The organism is Streptomyces sp. NPDC025273, assembly GCF_040638585.1.
Lineage (GTDB): Bacteria > Actinomycetota > Actinomycetes > Streptomycetales > Streptomycetaceae > Streptomyces > Streptomyces cinereorectus.
Genome location: NZ_JBEZYP010000035.1, coordinates 1 through 22,188 on the forward strand (window position 1 = coordinate 1; position 22,188 = coordinate 22,188).

The window sequence follows — 22,188 nt, forward strand, 5'->3', positions numbered from 1 at the left end:
TCCTACGAACCCTTCGCCGCCCCACTCGACCTCCTCGACATCCCCCGCTGACCAGCGCAAACGTCAGAGAAATTCGACCTTGCAAGAGCCCTGGGCCGGTGACGGGCTTCTGGCTGGCGGTGGAGTTCCCTCCGGCGGGAGCGACTTCCTTACAGATGGGGGAGCCGACCAGCACACGGGTGCGGGGGATGTGCCGGAAGTCCAGGTTGTTGATGTCGCAGCGCTCGTAGCGCACTGTGGGAAAGTTCCGGCGGACGGTGTCGATCGCGGCCGCCATGTGGTTCGCGGCGAACTGCGGCTCGAACCCTGCACCGGCGAAGCCGACCATGTCGCCGCACCCTCCGGCGAACAGGTGCGTGGACGTGACGCCGCTCGTGCTGAAGCCCGCCGACAGGATGCTGCGGTGGCCTTGCGTGCTTCGCGGGGCGGTGGCCTGGGGCCGACCGGTCTGCGGGCGCCCTCCTGCGGGCTCGTCCTCGCGGCGGGAGTCAGGAACGAAGAGGGTCATGATGCGGGCTCCTCATGGGTGCGGTCGGGAAGGACAGGCCACCGGCGGCGGGGCCAACCGCCGCCGGTGCCCGGGAAATGCGTGGTGCCGCGCTCAGGCCAGGCTGGCCAGTAGGCGGGCACCCGCCCAGTGGGCGAGGTTGACGGGAACGGCGTTGCCGATCTGCGTGTACTGCTCGGCCACGGTTCCCGTCACCGCATACGTCTTGGGGAACCGCTGCATCCGTGCGGTCTCGTGCGGGCGCAGCATCCGCATCCGGCACTCGTCGACGCTCACGCCGCTGCGCACCAGAGCGTGGTGGGGCTTGCACGCCACCGTGCTCAGCGGTTGCTGCACGGTGCGCGGATTGGAGTTCCGGCCCAGATGCACGATCAGGTAGTCCGATCCATCGGCACCGGTGCCCGCCTGCGAGGCGGGGAAGCGGTCCAGAGCGGCCTGGACCCGGGCGCGAGTCGTGTCCGGGTAGGGGGTGAACTTCCTCCGGTTCGGCTTGCCGTCCCCGAAACGCTGCTCAGGCAGGCTCAGATCCAGGGCACCGAACACCGGGTCGGTGACTGGTGCGACGACCCGGTGACCGCAGGACCGGTTCGGACAGATGAAGTCGTACTGCACCCCGAACGAACCGATCTTCCGCCCGCGCGGGTTGCGCCAGCGCTGCACCCCGATGACCGGCCCGCACTCCAGACACACACACTCGGGCCGCACTCGCAGGTCCGGGGGCTTGATGCCCTTGCGGACCATCACCCCGATCAGACGGTCCCGGTGCTGACGCGCCCGGGGATTGACACTGTCCTGGTCCCCGCCCAGATGGGCCGAGTTGACCGATGCCACCTGCGGCACGTAGCCGAGCTGCTCCCATCCGCGCAGCCACCAGTCGAACAGGCGCCACTGGGCGAAGCGCGGGACGTTCTCCCATACGACGGCGTCGTAGTTGTGGACCTCGGCGGCGCGGAACAGGTCGTAGGCGGTGGCTCGCGTCCGCTCCCACGTGGCCGGCGAGACGTAGGAGTCGGCTTCGCCCAGCTCCAGCTGGGTCCGCTCCGCCGTGTTGCCCCCGGCAGGGCTGGCTTCCTTGCAGATGGGCGAACCGAACAGGACGCTGGTCCGTGGCAGGCGCCGCATGTCGTAGTTGTTGATGTCGGCACAGTCGTGCTCGCAGTCGGGGAAGTTCAGCCGGTGGCTGGCAACCGCCGCGGGAGCGTGGTTGAGCGCGAGCCTGGGAACCAGGCCTGCCTCTTTGAAGCCCAGGGTGTCGCCACCGAGCCCGCAGAACAGGTGGGTGCTCGTCGGGCCGCTCATGCCGTCAGCCCATATCCGGACCTGAGGGATACAGGGATACGGTCGCTCATGCGGAGCTCCTTGCTCGGATGCGGTTCGGGATGCAGGCGGGGACCAACCCGACCTGACATAAAGAATTCTAGCATAACTAAGACGGTTCGGGAGTGTGGGGAGCTACACCCACCCCGAAGACATCGGCTGCGCGAACCCCAGCTGCTGCGCCGGGCGCGCTCCGCGCAGCGGCCTGCGCCACGTTCCCGCCCGGCCGGTGACGGCCGACCAGACGTCCTCGAGCCCGCTGCGCTGCTTGTCCTGGGCACCTTTGGGGGCGGCCATGACGAATCCGATCCCGTGTGGGAAGTCCGGGCCGGCCTCCTGGTGCACCGCGCGGAGGATCCCCGACAGGCTCCCGCGCTCCAGCCGGGCCCCCTCGGATCCGGCGTCGCTCACCCAGGCCTCGGCCGCGGCCCGGTCACCCTCGAACAGAGTGCGTACCGAGCGCCGTGACTGCCCCTTGCGCGCGGGGAGCCGGCATGCCCGGCCACCACTGCACGAGGGCACAGTGCCCTGCTCCGCAGGGGCGCGGCGGCAGGACTCGGTGCGCTCGTGCCGGCACCACCAGCGTGGGGCGCGGTAGCTGCGCCCGTGCAGGGTCCGGCACTCGAGGGTGCGCCTGGCGAGGTAGGCCCGGTGCACCTTGTAGGCGGCGAACTCGGCCTGGTTCAGCGACACCTCGAACGCCTCTGCTGGCTCGAGGTGACCACCTGGGCCTGCGTGCCAGTGTGACGTTCACAGGCGTAGGGCGGCCACTGCGAGTGAATGTGCGGAAACAAATGCTTGCGAGCCTTGCTATCTAATGCTGGAGTGGCGTCTTGCCCCATGGAAGTATGGCTGTGACCTAGTCGACACCGAGGAATCAAAAAAAACTTTACGGATCGGGTGGTGCTCGTCACACCGCACGTGCACGATAGGTGCACGCCAAAAAAGGCCCCCAGCCGGCTACTTGGCAGTGAGCGGCTGGAGGCCTCAAGGCGCTGTGCCCTTCAGGAGTAACCGAGAGGAACAGTCCTTTGCCGCGCCAGCGTAAGACAGCAACACCCCAGCGCGACACCTTCCAGCGAGAGTTGGTCTCGCTGATTGTGGCGATCGCAGCCCTGTCGCTCGGGGTAACGCTTGTGATCACCAAAGCCGCGACCACCACGGAGGCAGCTGGGTTCATCGTCACCATCTTGGCTGCGATCGGCTGGGGTGCTCGCAGTAGGAAGTGAGTAGGCTCCAGCTCCCAGACGCTCGTACGCGCCGCCGAGGTGCGTACGAGCGCTTCTTGTTTGTCCAGAAGGGCCACAGCCCACTCCCACAAATCCTCCTTCAGTCCGTAGCCGGTGGGGTCGTCATCGAAGACTCAAGGACCTGGTGGGAGCGGCTCGCGACGGACCTGTCGGCCTGCGGGGCCAACCACGGCTGGGGACACAGGGGGGCCTACCGGGGATCGTTCTCCTCGGTAAGGGCGTCCCGGTTGCTGGCCTCGCTCAGCGCGTAGTCGTTGATGCCGGACTGCTCGCGCAGGTCCGTCAGGAGTTGGTTCACGGCCCCGGTGGCGGTGGCGGCCCACTCCATGTGGCACGAGCCGAACGCGTCATGGACGTCGATCCCGATTTCCTCGATGGCCATGTCGCGCTTGGTGGGGTCGGTGGGGGCGGGCATGACGTCCCACAGGGTGAAGCTGACGCCGGTGTCCTGGCCGACGATGATGAACTCGCGGGTCTCGGTGCTCATGCGGGAGGCCTCTTTCCTCTGGACGGGGGCATGGCGGGCCGCACGCACCTGATCGGGGTGCGGCACTTCGATGTCTTGTCGTGCCGGGGGGCCGGTGGCCGTGGATGCCTTCGCGCCCATCGGGCGGCGGCGGGGCCTATCGGGCGCGGCGGGCCGAGCGCAGCCGGTAGGCGTGGCTGCCCGCGCGGTTGCGTACGTACGTGGACCCCGGGAATTCGCCGAGCCCCTTGTAGATGCCGGTCAGCGTGCGCTCGGAGAGGTCTTCGAGCGTGCCGAGGACGGCGATCTCGCGGGCGAAGGCGAGCCCGGCGGTGCGGGGGGAGAAACTGGCCGGGCCGAGCGTGTAGAAGTACACCCGGTATCCGCCCTTGGGGTTGTCCTCGTTCCACAGGCCGAGCACGACGGCCTTGCGCAGGCCGGTGTTCTCGCCGTTGACGTAGCGCGGGCAGCGCACGATCGTCCCAGCGATGAGGGCTGCCTGGGCGGTGGTGGCTTCGGTCATCGTGAGCTCCCCTGTGGTGTGAGTCGGGTGACGGGAGGGGGCGGCTGCCGCCGCCCCCTCGGACGTGTCAGCTGCTCGCCGGTGAGGGGGTCAGGCGGGCCCGGAACGGGTCGAGACCGCGCTCGTCGAGGATCCGGATGGTGCCGGTGTCGGTGATCTCGCGCAGGGTGCCCCACTGATTCAGCACTTCGCCGCCGGCGGTGTGGAACGCGAGGATGCGGGTGGTGGGTGAGCCCCCGGGCAGGGCGTGCGATGCCTTGTAGACGAATCCGCCGTGCACGATGTCGATCGCGTCCTCGGGCCACCACCCGCTGGCCTCAACGGTGAAGCTCGCTTCGCGGACGTGGAACAGGGGGATGTCGGACTCGATGTCGACCAGCGTGTAGCGGGAGTGGTGGTCGCAGTCGCAGTACAGGGTCTCCCCTGCGGAGAGGCTCACGTCGTGGGGGAAGAGGAGGAACCCGCGGCCGTGGTACTGGGTGAGGCTGCCGTGGTAGGTGACGCGTGTTCCGATGACGGGGAGTGCGGCGGTCTGCGGGTTGCTGCCGGTCACGTGGTCCTCCTGCTGCTCGGGATGCGGTTCGGGTGTCGGTTCGCGGCCAAACGTTCCGACAAAGAGAACTCTACCACGATTAGGGTGTTGCGTCGGGGTCATTCACGGAAGACGCGACTGCCCTGCACGGTGATCTCCAGCGGCACGGAACGGTCGGGGCGCAGCAGCGCACGGTGCGCCGTGTCCAGGTCGACGCTGATGCGGACGGCGGAACTGTCGGCGTCGATGTAGGCGAAGACCAGGACACTGGCCATCTGGAGGGCGGGCAGCGACCCAGGCTCGCTGCGTCTGGCGGTCAGGAGCCGGGCCGTGCGGTGGAAGCGGTGGCGGAGGCGGGCGGAGACGCGCATGGCGGTGCCTTCTTCCGGGAGGTGGCGAAGCGGGGCTGTACCGCGGGGCGGGCCCGGCTGACCGGGCCCGCCCGGGGGTTCAGCCGAGCGCGGTGACGATGTCGACGAGCTGCGTGGTGCGGTGGGCGCGGACGGACTTCAGCAGGCGGCCGGTCCTGCTCGTGTGGTTGATGTTGGTGCTGGGGTCCGTCGTGGTGAGCACGTGCACCGGGCGGCGCAGGTACCGCGCGGCCCGGGCGGCCTCCAGCGGGACGGTGGCGACGTCGTCGCTGGGCTCGATCAGGACGAGAGCCTGGGACAGGGCCGCCAGGAGCCTGGCGGTGGTAGAGAGCGTGAGGCGGCTGGTGGGCGTCCCCGGCCGGTAGACGCTGACGGCGATACCGCCGTTCGTCGTCACGTGGTCCAGGAGGGCGGCCTGGTTGTAGGGGTGGCAGGTGTCCAGCCCGCACGGCATGACGGCCAGGGTCGGTGCACCGGCACCGTGCTGGGCGGCGGTGTCGATGCCGTACGAGAGTGCGGAGGCGACCGTGTGCCCGGCCTCGGTGAGCGACCGTGCGGTGTCCTGCGTGGCGCGGACACCGGACGGGCTCGGTGCGCGACGCCCGGTCACGGCAATGGCGCGGGCCGACAGGGCGGCCAGATCGCCTTGGCCGCGCGTCCACACACCCAGCGGCCGCGCCTCTCCGAGCGAGTCCAGGGCGGCGGGCCAGGCGGGCTCACCCGGGATGACGAAATCGGCGGTGAGCTCGGCCGTGGCGAGCTCCTTCTCCGGCTCGTAGCCGCGGGGCCGTCCGGTCGGGTCGGCCTCGATGAGCTTCGCCCAGAGCTCCACCGGCCCCAACTGGGCCAGTTCGGCGGCGACATTCTCCGGCCGGCTGAAGTGGGAGAGGGCGGCACGGGCGGCGCGCTCGCTGCGTACGGGGGCAGTCATCATGAAGACCTCGCAGTGAAGTGGGTGGTGTGGTTCAGGTCCGCGGGGCGGGGCGACGGGGCCAACGGTCACCCCGCCCCGATCTGGCGGGCCTTCCTCCCGGGGCAGTTGTCGGACGTTGCCCCGGGAGGGGGCGCTGTGTCAGCTGGTGAGTTCGAGCGGGACGTCCCGGCCGATCGCCGCGGCCAGCTTCCGCTCACGGGCCGCGTCGTCCAGAACGTCGCCGAACTCCGGCAGCAGGCCGCGCAGCTTCGTGTACCGGGCGCCGAATCCGTGGCTCCAGTGGGGGAAGCTGTTGGGCCCGAACTTCGCGTCGATGACCCAGTCCCCTTCGCCGACCAACCGGGACAGGAAGAACGTGTTCCCCTTGTCCTGGCCGGGCTCCAGCAGGGTCACCTGTGCTTCCAGGCCGATCCTGTCCCCGCCCAGCAGGGCGGGGCAGGATTCGGTGCGCTTGTTGAGCTCGGTGAGCAGCAGGGTGAACTGGTGCGTCGTGCCGTCGATCTCGACAGCAACAGTGATGCGGTCCATCACGGGCCCTCCTGGGGTGCGGTGATGCGGTTTGGGCGCCGTCCGGGGGGCCAACCCCTTCCGACTTCTTGACATAAAGAATTCTACCACTATTTACGCTATTTCTTGGGTGGGATCTCCGCGAGTCCGGGGGCCTGGGGCAAGCTGAGTGCCGCGTCCAGGTAAAGGCCCGTCAGCAGACGCCTGTTCAGGCCCTCGGACTTGTGCCAGTGGTGGACCATGGCCATACGGCCGGCTGCTGAGACAGTCACGCGTCCGGTGTGCGGGATCTCGCTTGTCCAGCCCCGGCGCCGCAGGATCCAGGCCGCAGCGGGCGGGATACGCATCATGCCCGCCTCGATACTCACGGCACCGTCCTCGGCGCGGCGGATACGGGCACGGCTCCCGGCGGCCTCGATCAGCGTCAGATCCTCGTGCTGGCGACCGGTCAGGCTCGCCAGCACGCGGACCGGTGTCAGCGCGATGCGGGGCCGCGAACGCCGGAACGGTGTGATCCACAGAGTGCCCAGCACGTCAACGGCCACGAGATTGCGGCGCTTCACCGCCCGGCCGATCATGCCGTCGGCCTCCCAGCCGGTGAGAAAGCCCGTCTGGTAGTCCTCGCCGAAGTGCGACTCCTTGAATGCCGCGTACTCGTACCCCCAGGGCCGGGGCGTACTGACGTGGTCCTTGCGGTACCTGGTCGCGGGGTGTGCCACGAGCGTTCCTCCTCTTGCCGCCCTGCGCGGCGCGCAGACGACGGAACGGACGAAAGGGCAATGGCCGGCGCCGGTCGGCGATGCGGCCGGTCGGGGCCCGGGGCGGGCGCTGTGTCCGCCCCGGGCCCGCCACTACTACTCGGCGGGGAAGATCAGGGCGTATGCGCCGTCCAGTTGCGGAGGAGCGACGGCCGTCCAGCCGCAGGCGGTCAGGTCCTCGGCGGTCGGCCGGTAGGCGAACATGCCTGCCAGCCGGTCATGGACCTTCTGTGCGAGCCGGGCGGGGACGGAGTAGCTCGCGCCCGGGTGGGCGTGGTCCGCGAGGAACATGACGAACGGCTGCTCGGCGGTCGGGTCGACGACCACACCGACGGCAGCGGGGCAGGCCGCACTGGCGTCCTCCGCGAGGTAGGGAACGGTGTCGGTGAGCAGGGCGCGCCGCGCCTCGGTCGCCTTGGCGCGGGCCTCGTTCAGCGGGCCGTCACCGACCGGGTCGAGACCCGGCGGGGCGAACACGACACGGTGCAGGTCGGGGCGCTTGATGTCGCGGGCGGGGCGCCACTCGCTGACCTCCAGCTCCACCGTGTCGCGGCCGTGGTCGAGCGCCTGGCGCAGCACCTCGTCGGCCTCGCCGAGTGTCTCGGCGTCGAACGGCCCGTATTCGTCCTCGCCGGTGGCGCCCGGCCAGACGACACCGTTTGCCCCGTCGACCTGGACGATCCGCCCGAGCTCGGTCACGTCGATGAGGCATGACGTGGCGTCGGGCATCTGGGCCCGCAGGATCTCACCGATGCGATGGGCGCTCCGGTTCAGAACCTGCTTCCACGCCTCGTACGCCGTCCGGCGACTGTAGAACAAGGGGCCGTCCTCGACCTCGTACCAAGTCCACTCCCAGCCGCCGATCCAGTACAGGCCGTCGGCGTCGGGCTTGACGACGTTCACCGCACTGGCCGGGGCGTTCTGGTCGAACCACTGCCAACGGATGTGCAGCACGACGGGCTGGGGCTCTCCGTCGATGACGGTGATCTGGTCGGCGCAGTCGTGGCCGTATGTCTCGACGGCCTCCTCGGTGTGCGCTGCCAGCTCGCGCACGGCATCCAGAGTGAAGCCGGGCGACACCCAGCCGTTCCAACGGTTCGCACGGTCAAGCCGGGCCGGGTAGATGTGCTCGTCGTCCACGCATACGAAGGTTTCGATGTTGGTCAAGGTGCTGCTCCTTCGGGCTGAGAGGTGAACTCGGCTGCGCCCGGAGCAGGCGGGGCTTGTCCGCTCCGGGAGGGCCGACTACTTCGCGCGGAAGGGGAAGTTGAGGTTCAGCTGGTCGTCGAGCGCGTACCAGCACCACGGGAGGCCGCCGATGGCGTATCGGCCGGTTCCCTGGTCGGGTGCGACGAATTCGGTGGCTCCGTCGACGCCCTTCTCGGGGATGCGCGTCCATGTGACGACGACGACCAGCGCGCGGGGCTCGCCCTGCTCGATGCCGCCGTCGATGACGTGCACGGTGTCGACGGTGCCGTAGCTGAACCTGACGGCGTCGGCCTGCGTCTTCTCGGCGATGCGCCGGACGGTCTCCAGGTCGAACCAGGGCTTCACGAAGCCCTCTGCGTTGGCTTCGTCGGGGTGGACGACGGCGGGGTACCGGTCGCGATCGTTGTTGCTGACCAGCACTTCGATTGGGGAGCTGGGTTCTGGCACATGCCCTCCTGAGCTGCGGTGATGTGGTTTGGGCGCCATCTGGGGGGGCCAAACCCTCCGACTTCCTGACATAAAGAATTCTATCATCAATCTAGTCGAATTCTTGGGCGAGTTCTGCGCTCACGACTTCGGAGCCCGGCCGGACGCCAGCACCCCGAACACACCCGAGCCACAATGCAACGGCCACCGGGCGGGCGGTTGCCCGGTGGCCGTGGTCTGGTCAAGGGCTGGCCGGCGGACCCGCCCGGCCTACGGGAGGGCGCGGCGCACGTCACTGCGCCCGGAGGGGTCGGCGGGTGGTGGTCGAATGCGTTGCGGGCCGGGGTCGCTGGTCAGCTGAATGCCGGGCGCTGCGGCGGCCCGGGCGAGTGGAGCGCGAGGAACTGGCAGGAAGGCGGCGGCCGGCCGGGGATGCCGCCGGGCGGCCGCCGCCCTCCGCGGGGGTCAGCTGTCGGACGGATCCCCGTGCTGCTCCTCATCGAGGAGTGCGCGCAGTACCCGTTCTGCCTGCGTGGCGGTGAGGCCGGAGAGCTCGATCTTCACGTACGCGCCGCTGGAGCTGTCCGCGTCGACCTCTACGGACGCGTGCGGCGTGGTCATCCATCGCCGCTCGGTGCCTCGGGCTGTTCCGGACCACTGCATGTGCAGCTTCCGCGTGTCCCAGGCGGAACCATGGCTCGCTCGGGTCACCGACGGTGTTCCGAGCGCGGCGGCCAGACAGCGGGCGGCTGCGGTGCGCTGGGTTTCCTCCGCGCACAGCGTGTCCATCTTGGCTTGCCACTGCGCGAGCGAGGCGGCGAGTGTGGGCAGCAGACGCCGGTTCACGTCGGCGGCAATCTGCCTGGCGCTCTTGGTTGCTGCCATCGTGATGTGACCGAAGTCGATACCTGTGTCTTTCACGAGGATGCCGACGGGCGGCGTGGGCTCCTGGCCGGAGGCCTGGACACGTGCCGCCCGTGGGCTGGCGTACTGGTCGACGTACAGGCGGACCTGGCGGCCGTCCTCGTGCGTCAGGCAGGCGCTGGCGTGGGGGTGTTCGGGGTGGGGCTCGCTCTTCCACCCGGCGCCGAGACTGGTGGCGACGGCAGGGGCGAGCGTACGGATATCGGGCATGGCGGTGCTGACCATCGTGGCCTCACATTCAGGAGCGGCCCGGTCCGGGGCCTGTGGCATGGCGGGGTTGTGGCAGGGCGGCCCGGCCGGCCGGAGGGTGCGACCGGGCCGCCCTGTCGCGCTGGGCGGCTGGCTGTCAGCGCATTGCCGGGCGCGTTTCCTCGGCAGCGGCGTCGCGGAGGGCGGGCGCGTCGACCTGGTCCGCGGGCCCGCCGACGTCCAGTCCGAGGGCTTCGAAGTGCTCGGCGACGGCCTGCGTCATGTCTGCGCCGTCTACCTCGCCTTCGGGGTCGGTGCCGCGCAGTGAGCACCACACACGGAACAGAGAGGCGAGCGCGCTCCCGCTGGTCGTCGTGGGGTCGAACGTGAGCATGGGCAGGTCCTTCCGGGAAGGGGGCCGCGCCCCGGGGCGCGGCAGGGGAAGGTGCCTGGGGCTCAGTCGCTGGTCTGCGGGGTGGCTGTGCGCTGCGCGGGGTTGCCTCGCGCCTCTTCGGCGGACATGCGGCCCGCCACCCTGTCGTAGGGGAGGCGGTCGTTCCAGCTGTAGGCGCGGTTTTCGGCGCTGACGACCGGCTTGATGTCGGGACCGCCGGGTACGGTCAACGACTTCGCGTTGACCCGCAGTACCTCGTACCAACGGCTCCCGGACTTCACGAAGTCGCCCTTGGTGAAGTCGGCCTTTCCCCACACCTTGAATCCGTCGGCCTCGGCCTGGGCGACGAGTGTGCGCCAGTAGGTGAGCTCCTCCGCGATCTCCTCTTCCCTGCGCCCGAGCTCCGCCACCGTGTCGGGGGTCAGCTCCAGGGGGAATCCATGGGCGGACTGGCCTGCCTGCCGCCGGTGCACCCGGCGCAAGTCGGCCTCCAGCTTCGCGATACGGCGCAGCGTGACGGCGGGGTTGTTGCGGTGGCGCTGAGTGTTCTCCGCCGCCTCGGAGCGGCCCGCGAGGTAGGCCGCGCGCTCACCTTCGGCGATCGCCTTGCCGTACATGCGGTGGGTGCGGTCACGGAAGTTGCGGTCCCGGCTGTACGAGTGGTGGTCCGGCATCATCGGCTGCCCGAACGGGATGGAGTCCATGCGGCGCCTGGCCTCGGCCCGCAGCTGGTCGCTGCTGCCCTGCGCCCGGTCGGCCCGCTCCTCGTACCGCACCGCGCGGTCCTCGGCACGCTCGGTCTTCTCCGCCTCGGCTTCCGCGAAGGAACGCCGGGTGTCCTCGTCGATGACGACGGTCACCTCGAATCCGGCCTCGCGCAGCGCTTCCGCCGCCGGGTTGATCTTCCACGTCTGGGCGGCCCGGTCGCGGGAGCCGATGATGCCGATCTGACGGATCGACGGGAAGTAGCGGAATCCGCGGTGACGGACGATGTCGTAGACACCGTCACCCTTCTCGCTTCCCTCGATGAGCGTGCCATCGGCGCGGGTATGACGGATGGTGATCACGAATGGACCTCCGGAATCGCAGGTGTGGTCTGGGCGCCGTCCGGGGGGCCAACCCCGTCTGACTGAGATAACTCTACCACGACTATAGCGGCGAGTGGGTTGTCTGTGCAGGTGGGAGGCTGTTTCAGTCGGCATTTCCGGTGGTGTCCGCAACGTGCGTCAGCCGCGCGAGGTGGGCGCAGAGTTCGACCGCTGTACTCCCGGTGAGACCGCTCACGGACAGTTCGACCGTGCCGCCGGACGGTCCGACTGAGGCCCGGACATTGACCCCTGGGCCGAGCCGCCGAACGCTCGTCGACCTGTGCCCGTCATGCGCCTCCGTCGAGGTGTGCCCGGCCGGAATCGGGGCCAGCACGGCGGCAATGCGGGCCGCGGCCGCGCTCCGGCCGCTCCGCTCCGCCTCGGTCGCTTCGGCGCCCTTCTGCCACTGGGCGAACACTTCCTCGTACCGGGCCAGCAGGCGGCGCCGAATGTGCCCGCTCACGTACTCCGAGCCTGCCGCGGCCATGGTGATCTGAGGTGCGGGCGGCCCGGACGGCGGGCGCGGACCGCTTGGCCACCCTCCCCGGGCGGTGATGCTCCGCCCGTTCAGGATGAGGACGACTTGCAGCCCATCGTCCCTGCGCAGCTGGGCGGCTGCGGCCCAGCCTGTTGCCGGACCGCTGCGCCAGTTACCCGCCGCGCCGCTCAGCCGCGCGGCGATCTGGCCGGCCAGGCGGGCAAAGTCGGATTCCTGCATGACGCCTCGCGTGTGGGGTGCTGCCCGGGCGCAGCATGCGCCCGGGCAGCTGCTGAATACGTCGGCCGCGTGCTCGGCCTACTGGGCTGGCTGCTCCTTCACCGTCCGGCCGCGGCAGCCCGCCCGTACCCACCGGCGGCCTGGGCCGTGCTCCGCGTTGCCCCGCGCTGTCTGCCCGGCTGTGCCATCGCGGCCGGCCGGGACGGTCAGAAGTAGGTCACGCGGTACTCGTACGCGGGCGGATAGCAGTGATCCGACATGGCGCCGATGTTGTTGTACGAGCAGTCCGGATGGCATTTCTCGCGCGGCTCGAACTGGTAGCAGCCGCAGTCGCAGAGACAGGCACGACATTCGCAGTGCGAACCGTGGTCACGTGGGGGCACGTCAGGTCCTTCCGTGAGGGAGAGGGCCGGGCCGCCGCGCGGCGGCCCGGCAGGAGGAGCGGGCGGCGGTCCTACGGGGCGCTGTCGACGGCTTCGCGGGACAGACTGCGTACCGCTTCGTCGTAGACGCGGCGGATCTCGGCTTCGATCGCGTCATGGCGGGGGTCGGGGAAGCCGGTGGGGGACTTGCGCCACCGCATCGCGGTCACGAGGGTGCGCAGCTCAGTGAGGTCCAGGATCCAGGGACCCCGTTCCGGCAAAGCTTCCTCGAACTTGAGCCGGTTGGCGGCGTTCACCTGGTCGGTGCCGGTGAAGACGTTCTGTGACAGCAGCGCGCGCATGAGGGTGGCCTGCACGTACGCGGACTGCACCCCGTGGGTGGGCAGGACCTCGTAGAGGCCGGTGACGACCCGGGTGTGCATGACGCCGTCACGGCAGACAAGCCGCTCTTCGGGGTCCAGAACGAAATCGCTGTCCGCGAGCGTGTGGCCACACCACGTGCACGCGTACAGGTTCCGGCCGGCCGGAGCGTACTTTCCTTGCCCGCACGTCCCGCAGATGATCGGGGTGAACATCGGTGCTGCTCCCTTCGGGTTCGGGTTCCGGGGGGCGCCGGTGACCGGCGCCCCCCGGACGGCACGGCGAGTGTCAGCGCTCGCGGAGGTACAGCCTCGAGTCCATCGACGGGGCGCAGCGCTCACACATCGGGCGGCCCTCGATCACGGTCACGGAATTCGCCCAGCACGTGCCCCAATCGCACTCCCACGCCTCGACCGGCATACAGATGGCGCACTTGCCCGTGTTGATGCCGTGCAGCTCACACGGGGAGTACCGCTCCTTGGACGGCATCGCCTCCAGCCGCTCGCGACGACGGCCAAGCTCGGATTCCGGGACGGCAGGGAACTCCTTGCCCGTGTCCTCAAGGAACACGATGGGCAGAGCCTGGTACCGCTCGGGCGTGACATAGAACGGCTTGCCCTGGAGGCTCCACACCATGGCCAGATGACCGGCTTCGGTGAGCTCCTTCAACTCCCAGTAGCGGTGAAGGGTGTCGGCTTCGCGCTGCTCCAGTGCCCAGTGGTAGCCGTAGCGGCGCAGACTGCGCAGTACGTGTGCGGCGGGGCCGGTCTGGGCGTCGTCCAGGGCCCGAACGGCATTGACGGCTGCGCGGGGGGAGGTGTTGAGCTCCCCGGCGGCCAGCCGGGCGGTCTCGACGCTGGGGCGCTCGGTGAGGGTGTAGCCGTTGCGGGTGTCGACGACACGGTGGCCGTGCCCGGCGAGCGGGGGCGCGGTGGTGTAGCGGGGCGGAATGGTGGTCCTGCGCAGGCGTGCCATGGGGGTTTCCTCCGGTTGCTTGGGGTGTGGCGTGGGTGCCAGCGGGGGGCCAACCCCTTCTGACATAAAGAATTCTACCACGTGTAGCGTTCTTCGTTGGGGTGTCATGGTGAACGCAATTCGCGTTTCCCGATACCTGAACTGCTTTCTTCGTGTCTTTCTGACGGCAGACGTGAGCCGAAAGGCAATTCCTCAAGGAGGGAATCCGGCGGACAATTGTCGAGTCAACGGGACGGCGTTCGGCGCGCTTTCAGAACCGGTGTGCGGAGCAGTTCCGGCGGTGCCCGGCCGTGGGAATGGTTACGGGCTTGTCGGCCGAACGGTGTGAATGTCTCCCATCCAGATGGTGCGGCCCTGCTCGTCCAGTCGTCGCTTATCTGCGCGCGCACCGGGCATGGCGCGCTCCATCACGCGCCAGAACTCCGGGCCGTGGGCCTGCCCGCGGGGCCTTGTGGCGTGGGCGAGCTCGTGCACGACGATGTGACGGACGAGTGGGAGCGGTAGTTGCAGCGTCTGCCAAGCCAGGGTGACTCTGTGCCGTTTCGGTTCGTACTTGCCCCAGCGCTTACGGCCGATATCGGCGACACGTAGTTCAGGCAAGGGGTCCCGGCCGGCCGCAGTCATGCGGGACCACCACGCGGGCGCCTCCCTCTTCAGCCACTCGGTGCCCTGGGCGCAGTACCAACGGACAAAGGGGCGGCTGCCGTGGGCGGTTACGGCCCGGCGGTCGACATGCAACCACCAGCCGTAGCCGGTGTTCACCCGCTCCACCGGTACAGCGGCTTCCTCCAGCACACGCAGACGCGCCGGTTGGCCGAGCCAGTAGTACGCCTCACCGCCGACCAGCCGCTTTACCGGGTGCTCGGGAGCGTACTCACGGGCCTTGTTGGCGGCTCGACCGATGCGGTGTTCGACGCGCCGAACGAACGTCACGGCGTCCTCGGGCTGCGCCGTGGCCGGTGCGTGCAGGGTGAGGCTCGTGCCTCCGGGCTTGACGGTGATACCCCATGTCCGGCGGCGGCTGCTGACGCGGACATCGACGGTGAAGCCCCTCACAATGCCGGACGCGGTGAGGGCGGTACTGATCTGCTCGGACAGGTTGGGCATGGGTACTCCCTTCGTGAGAACTGGGGGCAGGCTGTATTCGGTGAGGGGCCGGGCAGGGCGGCCTGCCTCCCTGCCCGGCGACTGGCGCCCTATCGGGTCTGCTGTCGCTTCCGACTCGGCGTCAGCACGGTGACGGCGATGTTGTCGCGAGCGGACGGGCAGGCCCGGGCGGCGGCCACCAACGCACGGGCGGCCTTCGGGGCGGAGTTTGTACCGGTGAGGATCGCGGCGACGACTCCGGCCGGCAGAATCCTGGAAACTCCGTCGGTGCACAGCAACAGCCGCTCGACCGGGCCCGTGATCCGGACGGACGCGATCTCGGTGTCACGCACAACGCTGCGCGTCACCACGTGGTCGTAACCCGGCGCAATCTCACGCGTCCACTCGTTCGCGCTCTCCCGCATCGCTGCGCCCTGGGTGTGGTCGGCGGTTTCCTGGCGCAGTACTCCGTCCCGCACGGTGAAGGCGCGGCAGTCGCCGACCCAGGCGATATCGAAGCCGCCTCCTGCGGCGTCGGGGAACGGGACTGCGGTCACCATCACTGCGTCACCGGCCTGCCCGCGGGGCGCGCCTTCGTACTCGTGCTGCAGCAGCCTGCGCGCGGTGGTGATGCCGTGGACGGCTCCGCCCGTCGTGGCGGCCTGGGCGGCGATGCGGGCGGCGCTCTGCGCGGCGTGGGCGGGCTCGTAGTCGTCGCCGATTCCGTCGGCAACCGACCAGGCGCGGTGGCCGTTGCCCCGGTTGCGGTACATGGCGGCGGCGTCGGCCATGAATCGGCGCGGGCCCTGATCGGTGGCGGTGGCGGACATCCAGCGGACCGGCATGGCTGCTCCTGGGTGCGGAACGGGTGACGGGGGAGGGGGAGGGCGGCCGGTGCCGCGCGTGGGCGCGGCGCCGGCCAGCAGGGGCTGTCAGTCCTCGTCGGGCAGGCTGATCGTGGCGACCTGTTCGCCGCTGTCGTTCTGGTGCAGGCGGCACGTGAGCTCAACGGGCCTTGCCGCGTGGGCGCGGCCTCCTCGGGGCACCCGGTACAACTCCACGGGAAAGGTGGCCCGGCGGTAGCGGCGGGCGGCAAAGGTGCTCATGTACAGGACGTCCCACAGGCGCCCTTCCTCGTTCTGCGGGGTCTGCCTGGCGCTGTCCGCGTCGCTCCACTGAACGCAGTCGGTCCACGCTGCGCGGGTGATCGCGACCGGGACACGGAAACCGGCCTCGCGGGCAATGCCCTCGGGGGCGGCGACGAGTGTTCCGTCTGCGATCGCGTCGGCCCGCGAGTAGCTGTCGATGATCGGGCCGAACGGCTCCGGACCGGCGGCGGTGGAGCCTGCGGGGATGGACCGCATGGCGTCCGCGCTGACGGACAGGTCGTCTTCGATGCGGGCGAGAATGTCCGGGGTTTCCACTGAGGGGACTCCTTCGCGTGTTGCGGTTCGGGATGTCGGGAGGAGCCAACCTCCCGACATAAAGAATTCTAGCACCTATGGAGCGATTTCAGTGGAGCGCGAGCGCGATCGACCTGCGCTTTTCCTGCTTCTTCTCGCGCGGCTTCCCGGCGTCCGTCAGCAACTGTTCGGCCCGCGCCTGACGGTGCGCTCGCCAGCACCATGCACGCATCTCCTCGGCCAGCCCGTGGACTTCGGCCGTCCCCTGGTCCGGCCTGGTCCGCATCCGGCCCGCCAGTAGTTCCGACTCCGCCGTCATCTCCTGATAGGCGTGCGCGATCACCGCGTAGGCGCCCCGGTGCCGCGTGATCCGGCTCCACCCACACCGCCCGGCCTCCTGCTCCAGCATCGACAGTGCGACGCGGGGCCAGCGCTCGTTGCCCTGCGCGGGCTCGGCGTGGACGTCGATCCAGCACGCCACCCGCGCATCGTGGATCGGGTCGTAGGGGTAGGCGTCCAGCGGCACGGGCACGGCCCCGCCGGTACGCGCGGACAGGTGGGCGGCGAACCGCTCCACGGTCGGCGCGCTCTGCGTCCGGTTCAGCGCGACCAGATGGGCGGCCAGCATCGGCAACTGCCAAGCGGGGGTCCCGAACGGGGCGGCGGGCATGGACCACGAACGGCGGACCGTGCCGCTCCCGTCCGTGACCGACACGCGCAGCACGAGCAAACGGGGCGAGCGAAGCGTGAGAGAACCTGCGGTCATGGGATCTGCCTCCGGGCGCGGCGGACGGAACGGCCGGCGTGGGCGCAGCCGGTCCAGGAACTGGCCTCGGGCGGTGGGGGCGGACTGCTTGGTCCGCCCCCACCGGTGGGCGCTACCGGCTGCGGCCCAGCGCCTGGGCGAGCGGACCCAGGTCGGCGCGCCCAGTCCGTGCGAGCACAGCCAAGGTGAAGCGTTCGGCCTTCCGCTCCAGTGCGGCACCGGTGTGCCCGGCGCGCTTCGCCGTCAGGTATCCGACGCACAGTGCGCCGAAGAGTTCTTCATCGAGGGACAGGAAGAACTCCTCAAGGTCCGTGCCGGTGTCCTCGGCCATCGTCCGAATCTGCTCGACGACCGGCGTCATAGCCTCGTTCACGTCGGCATCGGTGATGTTGAACGCATCGAGCGCCGCGCGCTCCCCGGGCGTGATGTCGTCGGCCGGTGCCGCGTTGCGGGGCCGGTGATCCTGAGCGGTCATTGCGGAAACTCCCTGGTGAGGCGGTCTGGGATGTCGACCGGGGCCAACCTGCCGACATAAAGAATTCTACCAGGATTAATGCCGTTCGTGGTGGTGCGCTGCGCATGGCGCTCGGACCAATCGCACGGCCCGTTATGATTGGAGGCGTATCGCAGCTCTGCGCGGAACCGGTTTCCGGTCCTCCCTGCTGGGTTGTGGTTTGGGAAGGTCCGGCGGTTGGGCCAACCGCGAAAGCGGCCCGCTTCGGCGGACGACCGCCGGACCGCCACACACACGGAAAGAGGGCGGGGCCGGACGCATTTGCGTCCGGCCCCGCCCTCTCGTCGCTCCTACCGGGAGCACACGCCACTCACCCCCGGGCGCGGCCCGTCCGGCCGGTCCTGCGACGTGTGGCAGTCACCCGGGTCTCCCACCACCCGGCGGCGCTGATTTCCCAGACGAGATCGGTGTTCCCCTCTGCCAGCGCACTGCGCAGCGTGCCGAGAAATGTGTCTCCGTCCTCCGCCGAACCCTCTTCACACAGTGGGTACGGCTCGCAGATGTCGTCTCCGCCGAGCAGTTCCCATGTGTCGGTGCCCGGCCCCCAGCCCTCGGCGTGGACCTTGCGGCGGGGGTCGTCGTCGGCCTTCGCGCCGTCGGCCGGAATGCCGTTGCTCATCAGATACGTTCCGTCATCCGAAACCCACCACAGGGCGGGGGACGGGCTGATGTTGCCGTCGACCATCCTGTGAGCTGGTGAGGCTGCGGCGTGCTCGGCTGCGGCCACGACGTCGGCGAGCGGGAAAACCAGGCGGGCGCCTGTGATGAACCTGGACACGTTGGGGCTCCTCGATTTTTGCCGGCTGGAACGTTGAGGTCTGGGACGCCGGGCGGGGGCCAACCCACCCGGCGGGTGCTGCGGGTGCTGCGGGGCGGACCGGTGCTCGGGCCGGTCCGCCCCGTGGCGGCTACTCCTGCTGTGCGGCCTCCTGCGGCGCCGTGGCGGCCTCCTCGGCCTCGTGCCCGGCGTCTCCCTCTTCGGCTCCTCCATCGGCCTCCTGGGCGCTCTCCGGCGCCTCCGGCTCGGCCGCGCCCTCGGCCTGCGCCTCCTCCGGTGCGTCCGGGGCGTCGTCCGCGTCCGGGCGGTCGGCCTCCTCGGCCTGCTGCGCCTCGGGCTGTGCCTCCTCCTCGGACTCCTGCGGCTCCTCCTCATTCGTCAGGTTGGTCGGCTCGGTGGGCGCGGTCTCGGGCGCTGCGGCCCGGCCGAGAATCGCGGACTCGTGCGCGGACAGGGTGTAGCCCTCGCCTTCAAGGAACGTCAGCCACATGACCTGAGCCGTGGTCTTCTCCGACCATGCTTTGTCGTTCATCTCGGCTTCGAACGCTGCGGCCACCTGGGCCATCATCAGCTGAGGGCGGCGGGCCTTCCCGGTCCGCTGAATCAGCGGGGTGAACGGGTCGGGCGCGTTGTCCTCGGGAGCGGGCCCGGCGGTGAACTTGGCGACTGCGGCCGTCGCCTTCGCCTGGGTCTTGTTGAGGAACTTCCGGTAGGTGTCGGACCCGTTCATCACCGTGGTGAGCACAAGCGTCCATGCCGCGTCCGACAGGGTCTTCCCCTTGCACAGCTGGGCAACGAACTCCTGACGCACCTCACGCGCGGCACGGGCGGCCTTGTTCTGCTCGATGACCCGCTTACGCTCGGCGCGCGCCGCGTCCTTCGCCTCGGCCTCCTCCGCAGCGTCCGGGGCGTCCTTGACGGTGTGGCCGTTCTTCTCCGGATCGGTGCAGACGTAGACCGGCTCGGCGTCCTCGTCCAGCCGTGCCGCGTGCCCAGCGCACTGGGCGTGCGTCTTCGCGGTGAGCTCCTTACCGAGCCGCGTGGAGATCTGGTCCAGCGGACGGGCGGTGTCGTCGCTCCGGGCGTAGCGGGGAAGGACCTTCACACCCGCGTCCGTGAGTGCCTGCGCGGCTGCCTGCCGCTTCCGCTGCTCGTCGCGCTCCTGCCGGAGCGTTGCCATGGCGTGCTGCCAGTTGCCCCGGGTGTTCCCCTTCGCCTCGACGTCCTTCCGTCGTGCATAGGCGAGCCTGGTGGCGGCTCCGGTGACCTCCTCGACGTCCTGGAGGTCGGCCAGCTCGGACAGGTCGAAACCCTGGCGGGCACCGTCCTTGAGCCCTTCCGACGTCAAGGCGGAGGCCTTCTTCGCCGCTCGCAGGGACTCGCGCTTCCATCCCAGGATTCCGGCTGCGCGACGGCGATCAGCCTCGTTCACGCCGATCAATTCCAGCTGCGCGGCGCCATTGAGCGTGTCACGGTGCGTCATCTGGGCGCGCTGGGTGTTCTCCACCATCGACAACAGCAGCGCTTCGGTGTCGTTGCCGTTCAGGTCCTCGCGCACGAAAGCGGGGATGAGCCGTACGGGGTTGCCCTTGGCTTCGGCCTTCTTCGCCGCTGCGGTCGCGGCCAGCCAACGGCGCTGACCCTTGAACACCCCGTATCGGCCGTCTCCAAGCGGCCGGACACTGATCGGCTCCTGTACGCCGATCCGCTCGACCGACGCGAGCAACGCGTGATCCGGCTTCACGTTCTCGGTACGGGCGTTGCGCGGGTCCAGCTCCAGCGTGCGGGGGTCGAACTCGGTCAGGTGGCCGAGTGCCTCCAGACCCGTCGGAATCTGGGCGGGGGCGGCGGGGGTCTTCTCGCTCATGGGGTTACTCCCTCTGCTGGGGTGGTTCGGGATGGGACCGGGACGGCGGGGCCAAACCGCCGTCCCGGCGGGGTGAAGGGGATTCAGCTCTTGCACAGACACTGTTCGGGCGGGACTTCACCGCAGCGGGAATCGGCGCACATTCCCACCTGACACAGGAACGGCGTCTTCTCGTGCGTGCGCGGGTGATGCGTCACGTAGGCGAAATTGGTGCCGTCCATCAGAATTTCGACGTACGCGGAACGGTGGTACCTGAGGTAGGCGGCAATGGCGGCGTTTCCGGCGGCGTGCGGGTCTCCGACCCATTCGCCGACCTCTTCCCACTTATCCGGCGAGAGTTGAACGGCTACGTCGTAAATGGTGCGCGTTCCTCGGGCCTCGATGGTGGGGAAGTCGGGATACAGGGGGAGGGGCATAGCTTTTCTCCTGCGGTTGTGGTTGGGGAAGTTCCGGGCGGCGGGGCCAACCACCGCCCGGAACATGAGCACTAGACCAGAATGCCGCTCGGAATCGTCAAGGCGAACGCGTCACGGAATGTGATGCCGTCCTCCACTTCGGACGCACGGCGGGCGCTCGCCTCACTTGCGGTGAGAGCGTAGAGACCGACTCCCATGTCCTTCTCCCACACGCGCTCGATCGGGACCCCAGTGGTGGACACAGAACGGGCCGTCACCTGGCAAACCTCGATGGCGGCGTTCACGAGACCGGCACCAAGAACCGTGGCGAACGTAGTTACCTGGGCGTGGTTCAGGCTGAGCATTCCGAACCCATCCTCGGGGACATCGACCAGCACGCGAGCGGGGACCGTGACACCGGGCACCATCTCGATAGTGCAGTTCAGCAGGTGCTGACCGGCTTTCAGCTCCAGCGCAATGCGCAGGAACATCTCGCGCCCCTTCGAGAGGATGACGTCACGGTTGGACTTGACGGTAACTGCCATGGTGGGTACTCCCTGTGAGCTGCGGTTTGGGCGTCATCCGGGGGGCCGCCCCCTTCCGACTTGCTGACAAGAGAAACTCTATCATCATTAGCACCCTCGGGGGGCTTCGGGCGCGACTTTTCGGCGCGTCTTACGGGGGCCATGACGGCGACAACAATGGCGACAACAATGGCGACAACATTGGCGACAACATTGGCGACAACATTGGCGACACCGAAAAAACGGAGCCTCCCGCATTTTTCCTGGTCAACCCCCGTTTTCTCGATGGTGAGTACTCAGACTTCCCCTTGTCTCCCCGGTCTGCCCTGCTGTGTGGTGGTGGGTGTGGTGGCTGGTGGGTGGGGGCGGTCGCGGGAAAGGTGGTCGCTGCGCTGGCTTCTGGGGTGTCGCGGCGGCCGGTGGGCCACCGCGACGCGGCAGGGTGCCCGGTGGGGCCTCGTGTACGGGTGGGTGTCCTGGACTGCTTGTCGGGGTGCCGTCTCGGGCTTCAGCGGGGTTTCAGTGACCGAATGCGGGCGGCGGTAGAAAGGGGCTGGGAATTCCGGGTCGAGGTGTTCTCTTCGGGTGTCTGGGTTCCTGCTGGGGGTGCCGCAGAATCCCAGTCTCTACCCCGGACTTTGATGTGATGCACACCCGGGGTGACATGGTTCGTAGGGGGTGGTGGACTTTCCCAGTCTCTACTCGGGGGTGAGTGGTGATGCACAGTCAGTACGTTGGTCCCGCTAGCCCATTGGGTCACCTCTCCCCAACCCGCCCCCTCTTGTGGCCAGCTGCCCGCGTAGCGGGCTCATCCTGTAGGCGTAGCCGGAAGAAGTGTCACCAGACTATCCGTCACCACCCGGCCCGGCGCGGAGCGTTGGGCCTGCCCTACGATTCGACAACCCATGAATTCCGGAGGAATTCATAAACAATTCCGAAGGAATTGTTTAAAAGCCCGTAGGGCTTTATAGTCCTTTACGACCCGTAGGGTCGTGCGTCGTTCCCCCGGAGGGGGACGCGCGC

General features: G+C 69.1%; 28 protein-coding genes and 1 pseudogene. 1 reads left to right on the forward strand and 28 read right to left on the reverse strand.

The features are described from left to right. The 3 genes and pseudogenes from AB0F38_RS30920 to AB0F38_RS30930 all read right to left on the reverse strand — a co-directional run. A pseudogene (locus tag AB0F38_RS30920) lies at positions 1-508 on the reverse strand (hypothetical protein); the annotation flags it as partial. A 93-nt stretch (positions 509-601) separates the two neighbouring features. After that, entirely contained in the window at positions 602-1,807 is a 1,206-nt protein-coding gene (locus AB0F38_RS30925; protein WP_361900610.1) for a DNA cytosine methyltransferase, read from the reverse strand. Between the two features lie 153 nt (positions 1,808-1,960). Further along, positions 1,961-2,518, reverse strand: coding sequence for a hypothetical protein (locus AB0F38_RS30930; RefSeq protein WP_361900613.1), 558 nt, complete (start codon positions 2,516-2,518; stop codon positions 1,961-1,963). Between the two features lie 338 nt (positions 2,519-2,856). On the opposite strand from AB0F38_RS30930, the gene AB0F38_RS30935 reads away from it, so the two are divergent. Beyond that, positions 2,857-3,054 carry a hypothetical protein gene (locus tag AB0F38_RS30935; protein ID WP_361900616.1) on the forward strand — a complete coding sequence of 66 codons (198 nt, stop codon included), beginning with the start codon at positions 2,857-2,859 and terminating at the stop codon, positions 3,052-3,054. Positions 3,055-3,265: 211 nt separating this feature from the next. On the opposite strand, the gene AB0F38_RS30940 is transcribed toward AB0F38_RS30935, so the two are convergent. The 25 genes from AB0F38_RS30940 to AB0F38_RS31060 all read right to left on the reverse strand — a co-directional run bounded on the left by AB0F38_RS30940 (position 3,266) and on the right by AB0F38_RS31060 (position 21,186). Then, positions 3,266-3,562 carry a hypothetical protein gene (locus AB0F38_RS30940; RefSeq protein ID WP_361900619.1) on the reverse strand — a complete coding sequence of 99 codons (297 nt, stop codon included), beginning with the start codon at positions 3,560-3,562 and terminating at the stop codon, positions 3,266-3,268. Between the two features lie 136 nt (positions 3,563-3,698). Next, entirely contained in the window at positions 3,699-4,064 is a 366-nt protein-coding gene (locus AB0F38_RS30945) for a DUF6409 family protein (RefSeq protein WP_361900621.1), read from the reverse strand. A 67-nt stretch (positions 4,065-4,131) separates the two neighbouring features. After that, complete coding sequence (locus tag AB0F38_RS30950) at positions 4,132-4,617, reverse strand: hypothetical protein (protein ID WP_361900623.1); 486 nt, start codon at positions 4,615-4,617, stop codon at positions 4,132-4,134. A gap of 98 nt (positions 4,618-4,715) precedes the next feature. Beyond that, positions 4,716-4,967, reverse strand: coding sequence for a hypothetical protein (locus AB0F38_RS30955; RefSeq protein WP_361900626.1), 252 nt, complete (start codon positions 4,965-4,967; stop codon positions 4,716-4,718). Between the two features lie 79 nt (positions 4,968-5,046). Beyond that, a complete protein-coding gene (locus AB0F38_RS30960; protein WP_361900629.1) occupies positions 5,047-5,898 on the reverse strand; it encodes a DNA-processing protein DprA in 852 nt (283 codons plus the stop codon). Positions 5,899-6,039: 141 nt separating this feature from the next. Continuing rightward, positions 6,040-6,429 (reverse strand): hypothetical protein, encoded by a 390-nt coding sequence (locus tag AB0F38_RS30965; RefSeq protein ID WP_361900632.1) that lies wholly within the window; start codon positions 6,427-6,429, stop codon positions 6,040-6,042. Positions 6,430-6,527: 98 nt separating this feature from the next. Then, a complete protein-coding gene (locus tag AB0F38_RS30970; RefSeq protein WP_361900635.1) occupies positions 6,528-7,127 on the reverse strand; it encodes a hypothetical protein in 600 nt (199 codons plus the stop codon). 135 nt (positions 7,128-7,262) lie between these two features. After that, entirely contained in the window at positions 7,263-8,333 is a 1,071-nt protein-coding gene (locus tag AB0F38_RS30975) for a hypothetical protein (RefSeq protein WP_361900638.1), read from the reverse strand. 78 nt (positions 8,334-8,411) lie between these two features. Next, entirely contained in the window at positions 8,412-8,822 is a 411-nt protein-coding gene (locus AB0F38_RS30980) for a hypothetical protein (RefSeq protein WP_361900641.1), read from the reverse strand. Positions 8,823-9,266: 444 nt separating this feature from the next. Then, positions 9,267-9,995, reverse strand: a complete 729-nt coding sequence (locus AB0F38_RS30985) for a hypothetical protein (RefSeq protein WP_361900644.1) — start codon at positions 9,993-9,995, stop codon at positions 9,267-9,269. A gap of 76 nt (positions 9,996-10,071) precedes the next feature. Beyond that, positions 10,072-10,308, reverse strand: a complete 237-nt coding sequence (locus tag AB0F38_RS30990; RefSeq protein WP_361900647.1) for a hypothetical protein — start codon at positions 10,306-10,308, stop codon at positions 10,072-10,074. A gap of 62 nt (positions 10,309-10,370) precedes the next feature. Further along, on the reverse strand, positions 10,371-11,375 hold the full coding sequence (locus AB0F38_RS30995; protein WP_361900650.1) for a DUF3560 domain-containing protein: 1,005 nt from the start codon (positions 11,373-11,375) through the stop codon (positions 10,371-10,373). A gap of 124 nt (positions 11,376-11,499) precedes the next feature. Next, positions 11,500-12,114 carry a hypothetical protein gene (locus tag AB0F38_RS31000; protein ID WP_361900653.1) on the reverse strand — a complete coding sequence of 205 codons (615 nt, stop codon included), beginning with the start codon at positions 12,112-12,114 and terminating at the stop codon, positions 11,500-11,502. Positions 12,115-12,320: 206 nt separating this feature from the next. Next, positions 12,321-12,497, reverse strand: coding sequence for a hypothetical protein (locus AB0F38_RS31005; protein ID WP_361900656.1), 177 nt, complete (start codon positions 12,495-12,497; stop codon positions 12,321-12,323). A gap of 71 nt (positions 12,498-12,568) precedes the next feature. Further along, positions 12,569-13,072 (reverse strand): hypothetical protein, encoded by a 504-nt coding sequence (locus AB0F38_RS31010; RefSeq protein WP_361900659.1) that lies wholly within the window; start codon positions 13,070-13,072, stop codon positions 12,569-12,571. Positions 13,073-13,145: 73 nt separating this feature from the next. Beyond that, positions 13,146-13,832: a hypothetical protein gene (locus AB0F38_RS31015; protein WP_361900662.1), complete on the reverse strand. Its 687-nt coding sequence runs from the start codon at positions 13,830-13,832 to the stop codon at positions 13,146-13,148. 300 nt (positions 13,833-14,132) lie between these two features. Next, positions 14,133-14,939, reverse strand: coding sequence for a SprT-like domain-containing protein (locus AB0F38_RS31020; RefSeq protein WP_361900665.1), 807 nt, complete (start codon positions 14,937-14,939; stop codon positions 14,133-14,135). Between the two features lie 89 nt (positions 14,940-15,028). Next, positions 15,029-15,763, reverse strand: coding sequence for a protein phosphatase 2C domain-containing protein (locus AB0F38_RS31025; RefSeq protein ID WP_361900668.1), 735 nt, complete (start codon positions 15,761-15,763; stop codon positions 15,029-15,031). Between the two features lie 87 nt (positions 15,764-15,850). Next, positions 15,851-16,342 (reverse strand): DUF6573 family protein, encoded by a 492-nt coding sequence (locus AB0F38_RS31030; RefSeq protein ID WP_361900671.1) that lies wholly within the window; start codon positions 16,340-16,342, stop codon positions 15,851-15,853. Between the two features lie 88 nt (positions 16,343-16,430). Further along, positions 16,431-17,087, reverse strand: a complete 657-nt coding sequence (locus tag AB0F38_RS31035) for a hypothetical protein (protein ID WP_361900674.1) — start codon at positions 17,085-17,087, stop codon at positions 16,431-16,433. Positions 17,088-17,199: 112 nt separating this feature from the next. Further along, positions 17,200-17,562, reverse strand: a complete 363-nt coding sequence (locus AB0F38_RS31040; RefSeq protein WP_361900677.1) for a hypothetical protein — start codon at positions 17,560-17,562, stop codon at positions 17,200-17,202. A 349-nt stretch (positions 17,563-17,911) separates the two neighbouring features. Continuing rightward, on the reverse strand, positions 17,912-18,379 hold the full coding sequence (locus AB0F38_RS31045; protein WP_361900680.1) for a hypothetical protein: 468 nt from the start codon (positions 18,377-18,379) through the stop codon (positions 17,912-17,914). A gap of 130 nt (positions 18,380-18,509) precedes the next feature. Continuing rightward, the gene (locus AB0F38_RS31050; protein WP_361900683.1) at positions 18,510-20,246 is read right to left on the reverse strand and encodes a ParB/RepB/Spo0J family partition protein; all 1,737 of its coding nucleotides are present in this window, start codon (positions 20,244-20,246) and stop codon (positions 18,510-18,512) included. 83 nt (positions 20,247-20,329) lie between these two features. Continuing rightward, positions 20,330-20,662: a hypothetical protein gene (locus AB0F38_RS31055; protein WP_361900686.1), complete on the reverse strand. Its 333-nt coding sequence runs from the start codon at positions 20,660-20,662 to the stop codon at positions 20,330-20,332. Between the two features lie 71 nt (positions 20,663-20,733). Further along, on the reverse strand, positions 20,734-21,186 hold the full coding sequence (locus AB0F38_RS31060; protein ID WP_361900688.1) for a hypothetical protein: 453 nt from the start codon (positions 21,184-21,186) through the stop codon (positions 20,734-20,736). Positions 21,187-22,188 lie beyond the last annotated feature (1,002 nt).

Coding starts and splice junctions, on each gene's coding strand:
- AB0F38_RS31060 (WP_361900688.1), bottom strand. CDS start 21,186: ATGGCAGTTACCGTCAAGTCCAACCGTGACGTCATCCTCTCGAAGGGG.
- AB0F38_RS30985 (WP_361900644.1), bottom strand. CDS start 9,995: ATGCCACAGGCCCCGGACCGGGCCGCTCCTGAATGTGAGGCCACGATG.
- AB0F38_RS31020 (WP_361900665.1), bottom strand. CDS start 14,939: ATGCCCAACCTGTCCGAGCAGATCAGTACCGCCCTCACCGCGTCCGGC.
- AB0F38_RS31050 (WP_361900683.1), bottom strand. CDS start 20,246: ATGAGCGAGAAGACCCCCGCCGCCCCCGCCCAGATTCCGACGGGTCTG.
- AB0F38_RS30965 (WP_361900632.1), bottom strand. CDS start 6,429: ATGGACCGCATCACTGTTGCTGTCGAGATCGACGGCACGACGCACCAG.
- AB0F38_RS31040 (WP_361900677.1), bottom strand. CDS start 17,562: ATGACCGCTCAGGATCACCGGCCCCGCAACGCGGCACCGGCCGACGAC.
- AB0F38_RS30945 (WP_361900621.1), bottom strand. CDS start 4,064: ATGACCGAAGCCACCACCGCCCAGGCAGCCCTCATCGCTGGGACGATC.
- AB0F38_RS30955 (WP_361900626.1), bottom strand. CDS start 4,967: ATGCGCGTCTCCGCCCGCCTCCGCCACCGCTTCCACCGCACGGCCCGG.
- AB0F38_RS30925 (WP_361900610.1), bottom strand. CDS start 1,807: ATGAGCGGCCCGACGAGCACCCACCTGTTCTGCGGGCTCGGTGGCGAC.
- AB0F38_RS31025 (WP_361900668.1), bottom strand. CDS start 15,763: ATGCCGGTCCGCTGGATGTCCGCCACCGCCACCGATCAGGGCCCGCGC.
- AB0F38_RS31035 (WP_361900674.1), bottom strand. CDS start 17,087: ATGACCGCAGGTTCTCTCACGCTTCGCTCGCCCCGTTTGCTCGTGCTG.
- AB0F38_RS30990 (WP_361900647.1), bottom strand. CDS start 10,308: ATGCTCACGTTCGACCCCACGACGACCAGCGGGAGCGCGCTCGCCTCT.
- AB0F38_RS31010 (WP_361900659.1), bottom strand. CDS start 13,072: ATGTTCACCCCGATCATCTGCGGGACGTGCGGGCAAGGAAAGTACGCT.
- AB0F38_RS31000 (WP_361900653.1), bottom strand. CDS start 12,114: ATGCAGGAATCCGACTTTGCCCGCCTGGCCGGCCAGATCGCCGCGCGG.
- AB0F38_RS30960 (WP_361900629.1), bottom strand. CDS start 5,898: ATGACTGCCCCCGTACGCAGCGAGCGCGCCGCCCGTGCCGCCCTCTCC.
- AB0F38_RS31055 (WP_361900686.1), bottom strand. CDS start 20,662: ATGCCCCTCCCCCTGTATCCCGACTTCCCCACCATCGAGGCCCGAGGA.
- AB0F38_RS30940 (WP_361900619.1), bottom strand. CDS start 3,562: ATGAGCACCGAGACCCGCGAGTTCATCATCGTCGGCCAGGACACCGGC.
- AB0F38_RS31015 (WP_361900662.1), bottom strand. CDS start 13,832: ATGGCACGCCTGCGCAGGACCACCATTCCGCCCCGCTACACCACCGCG.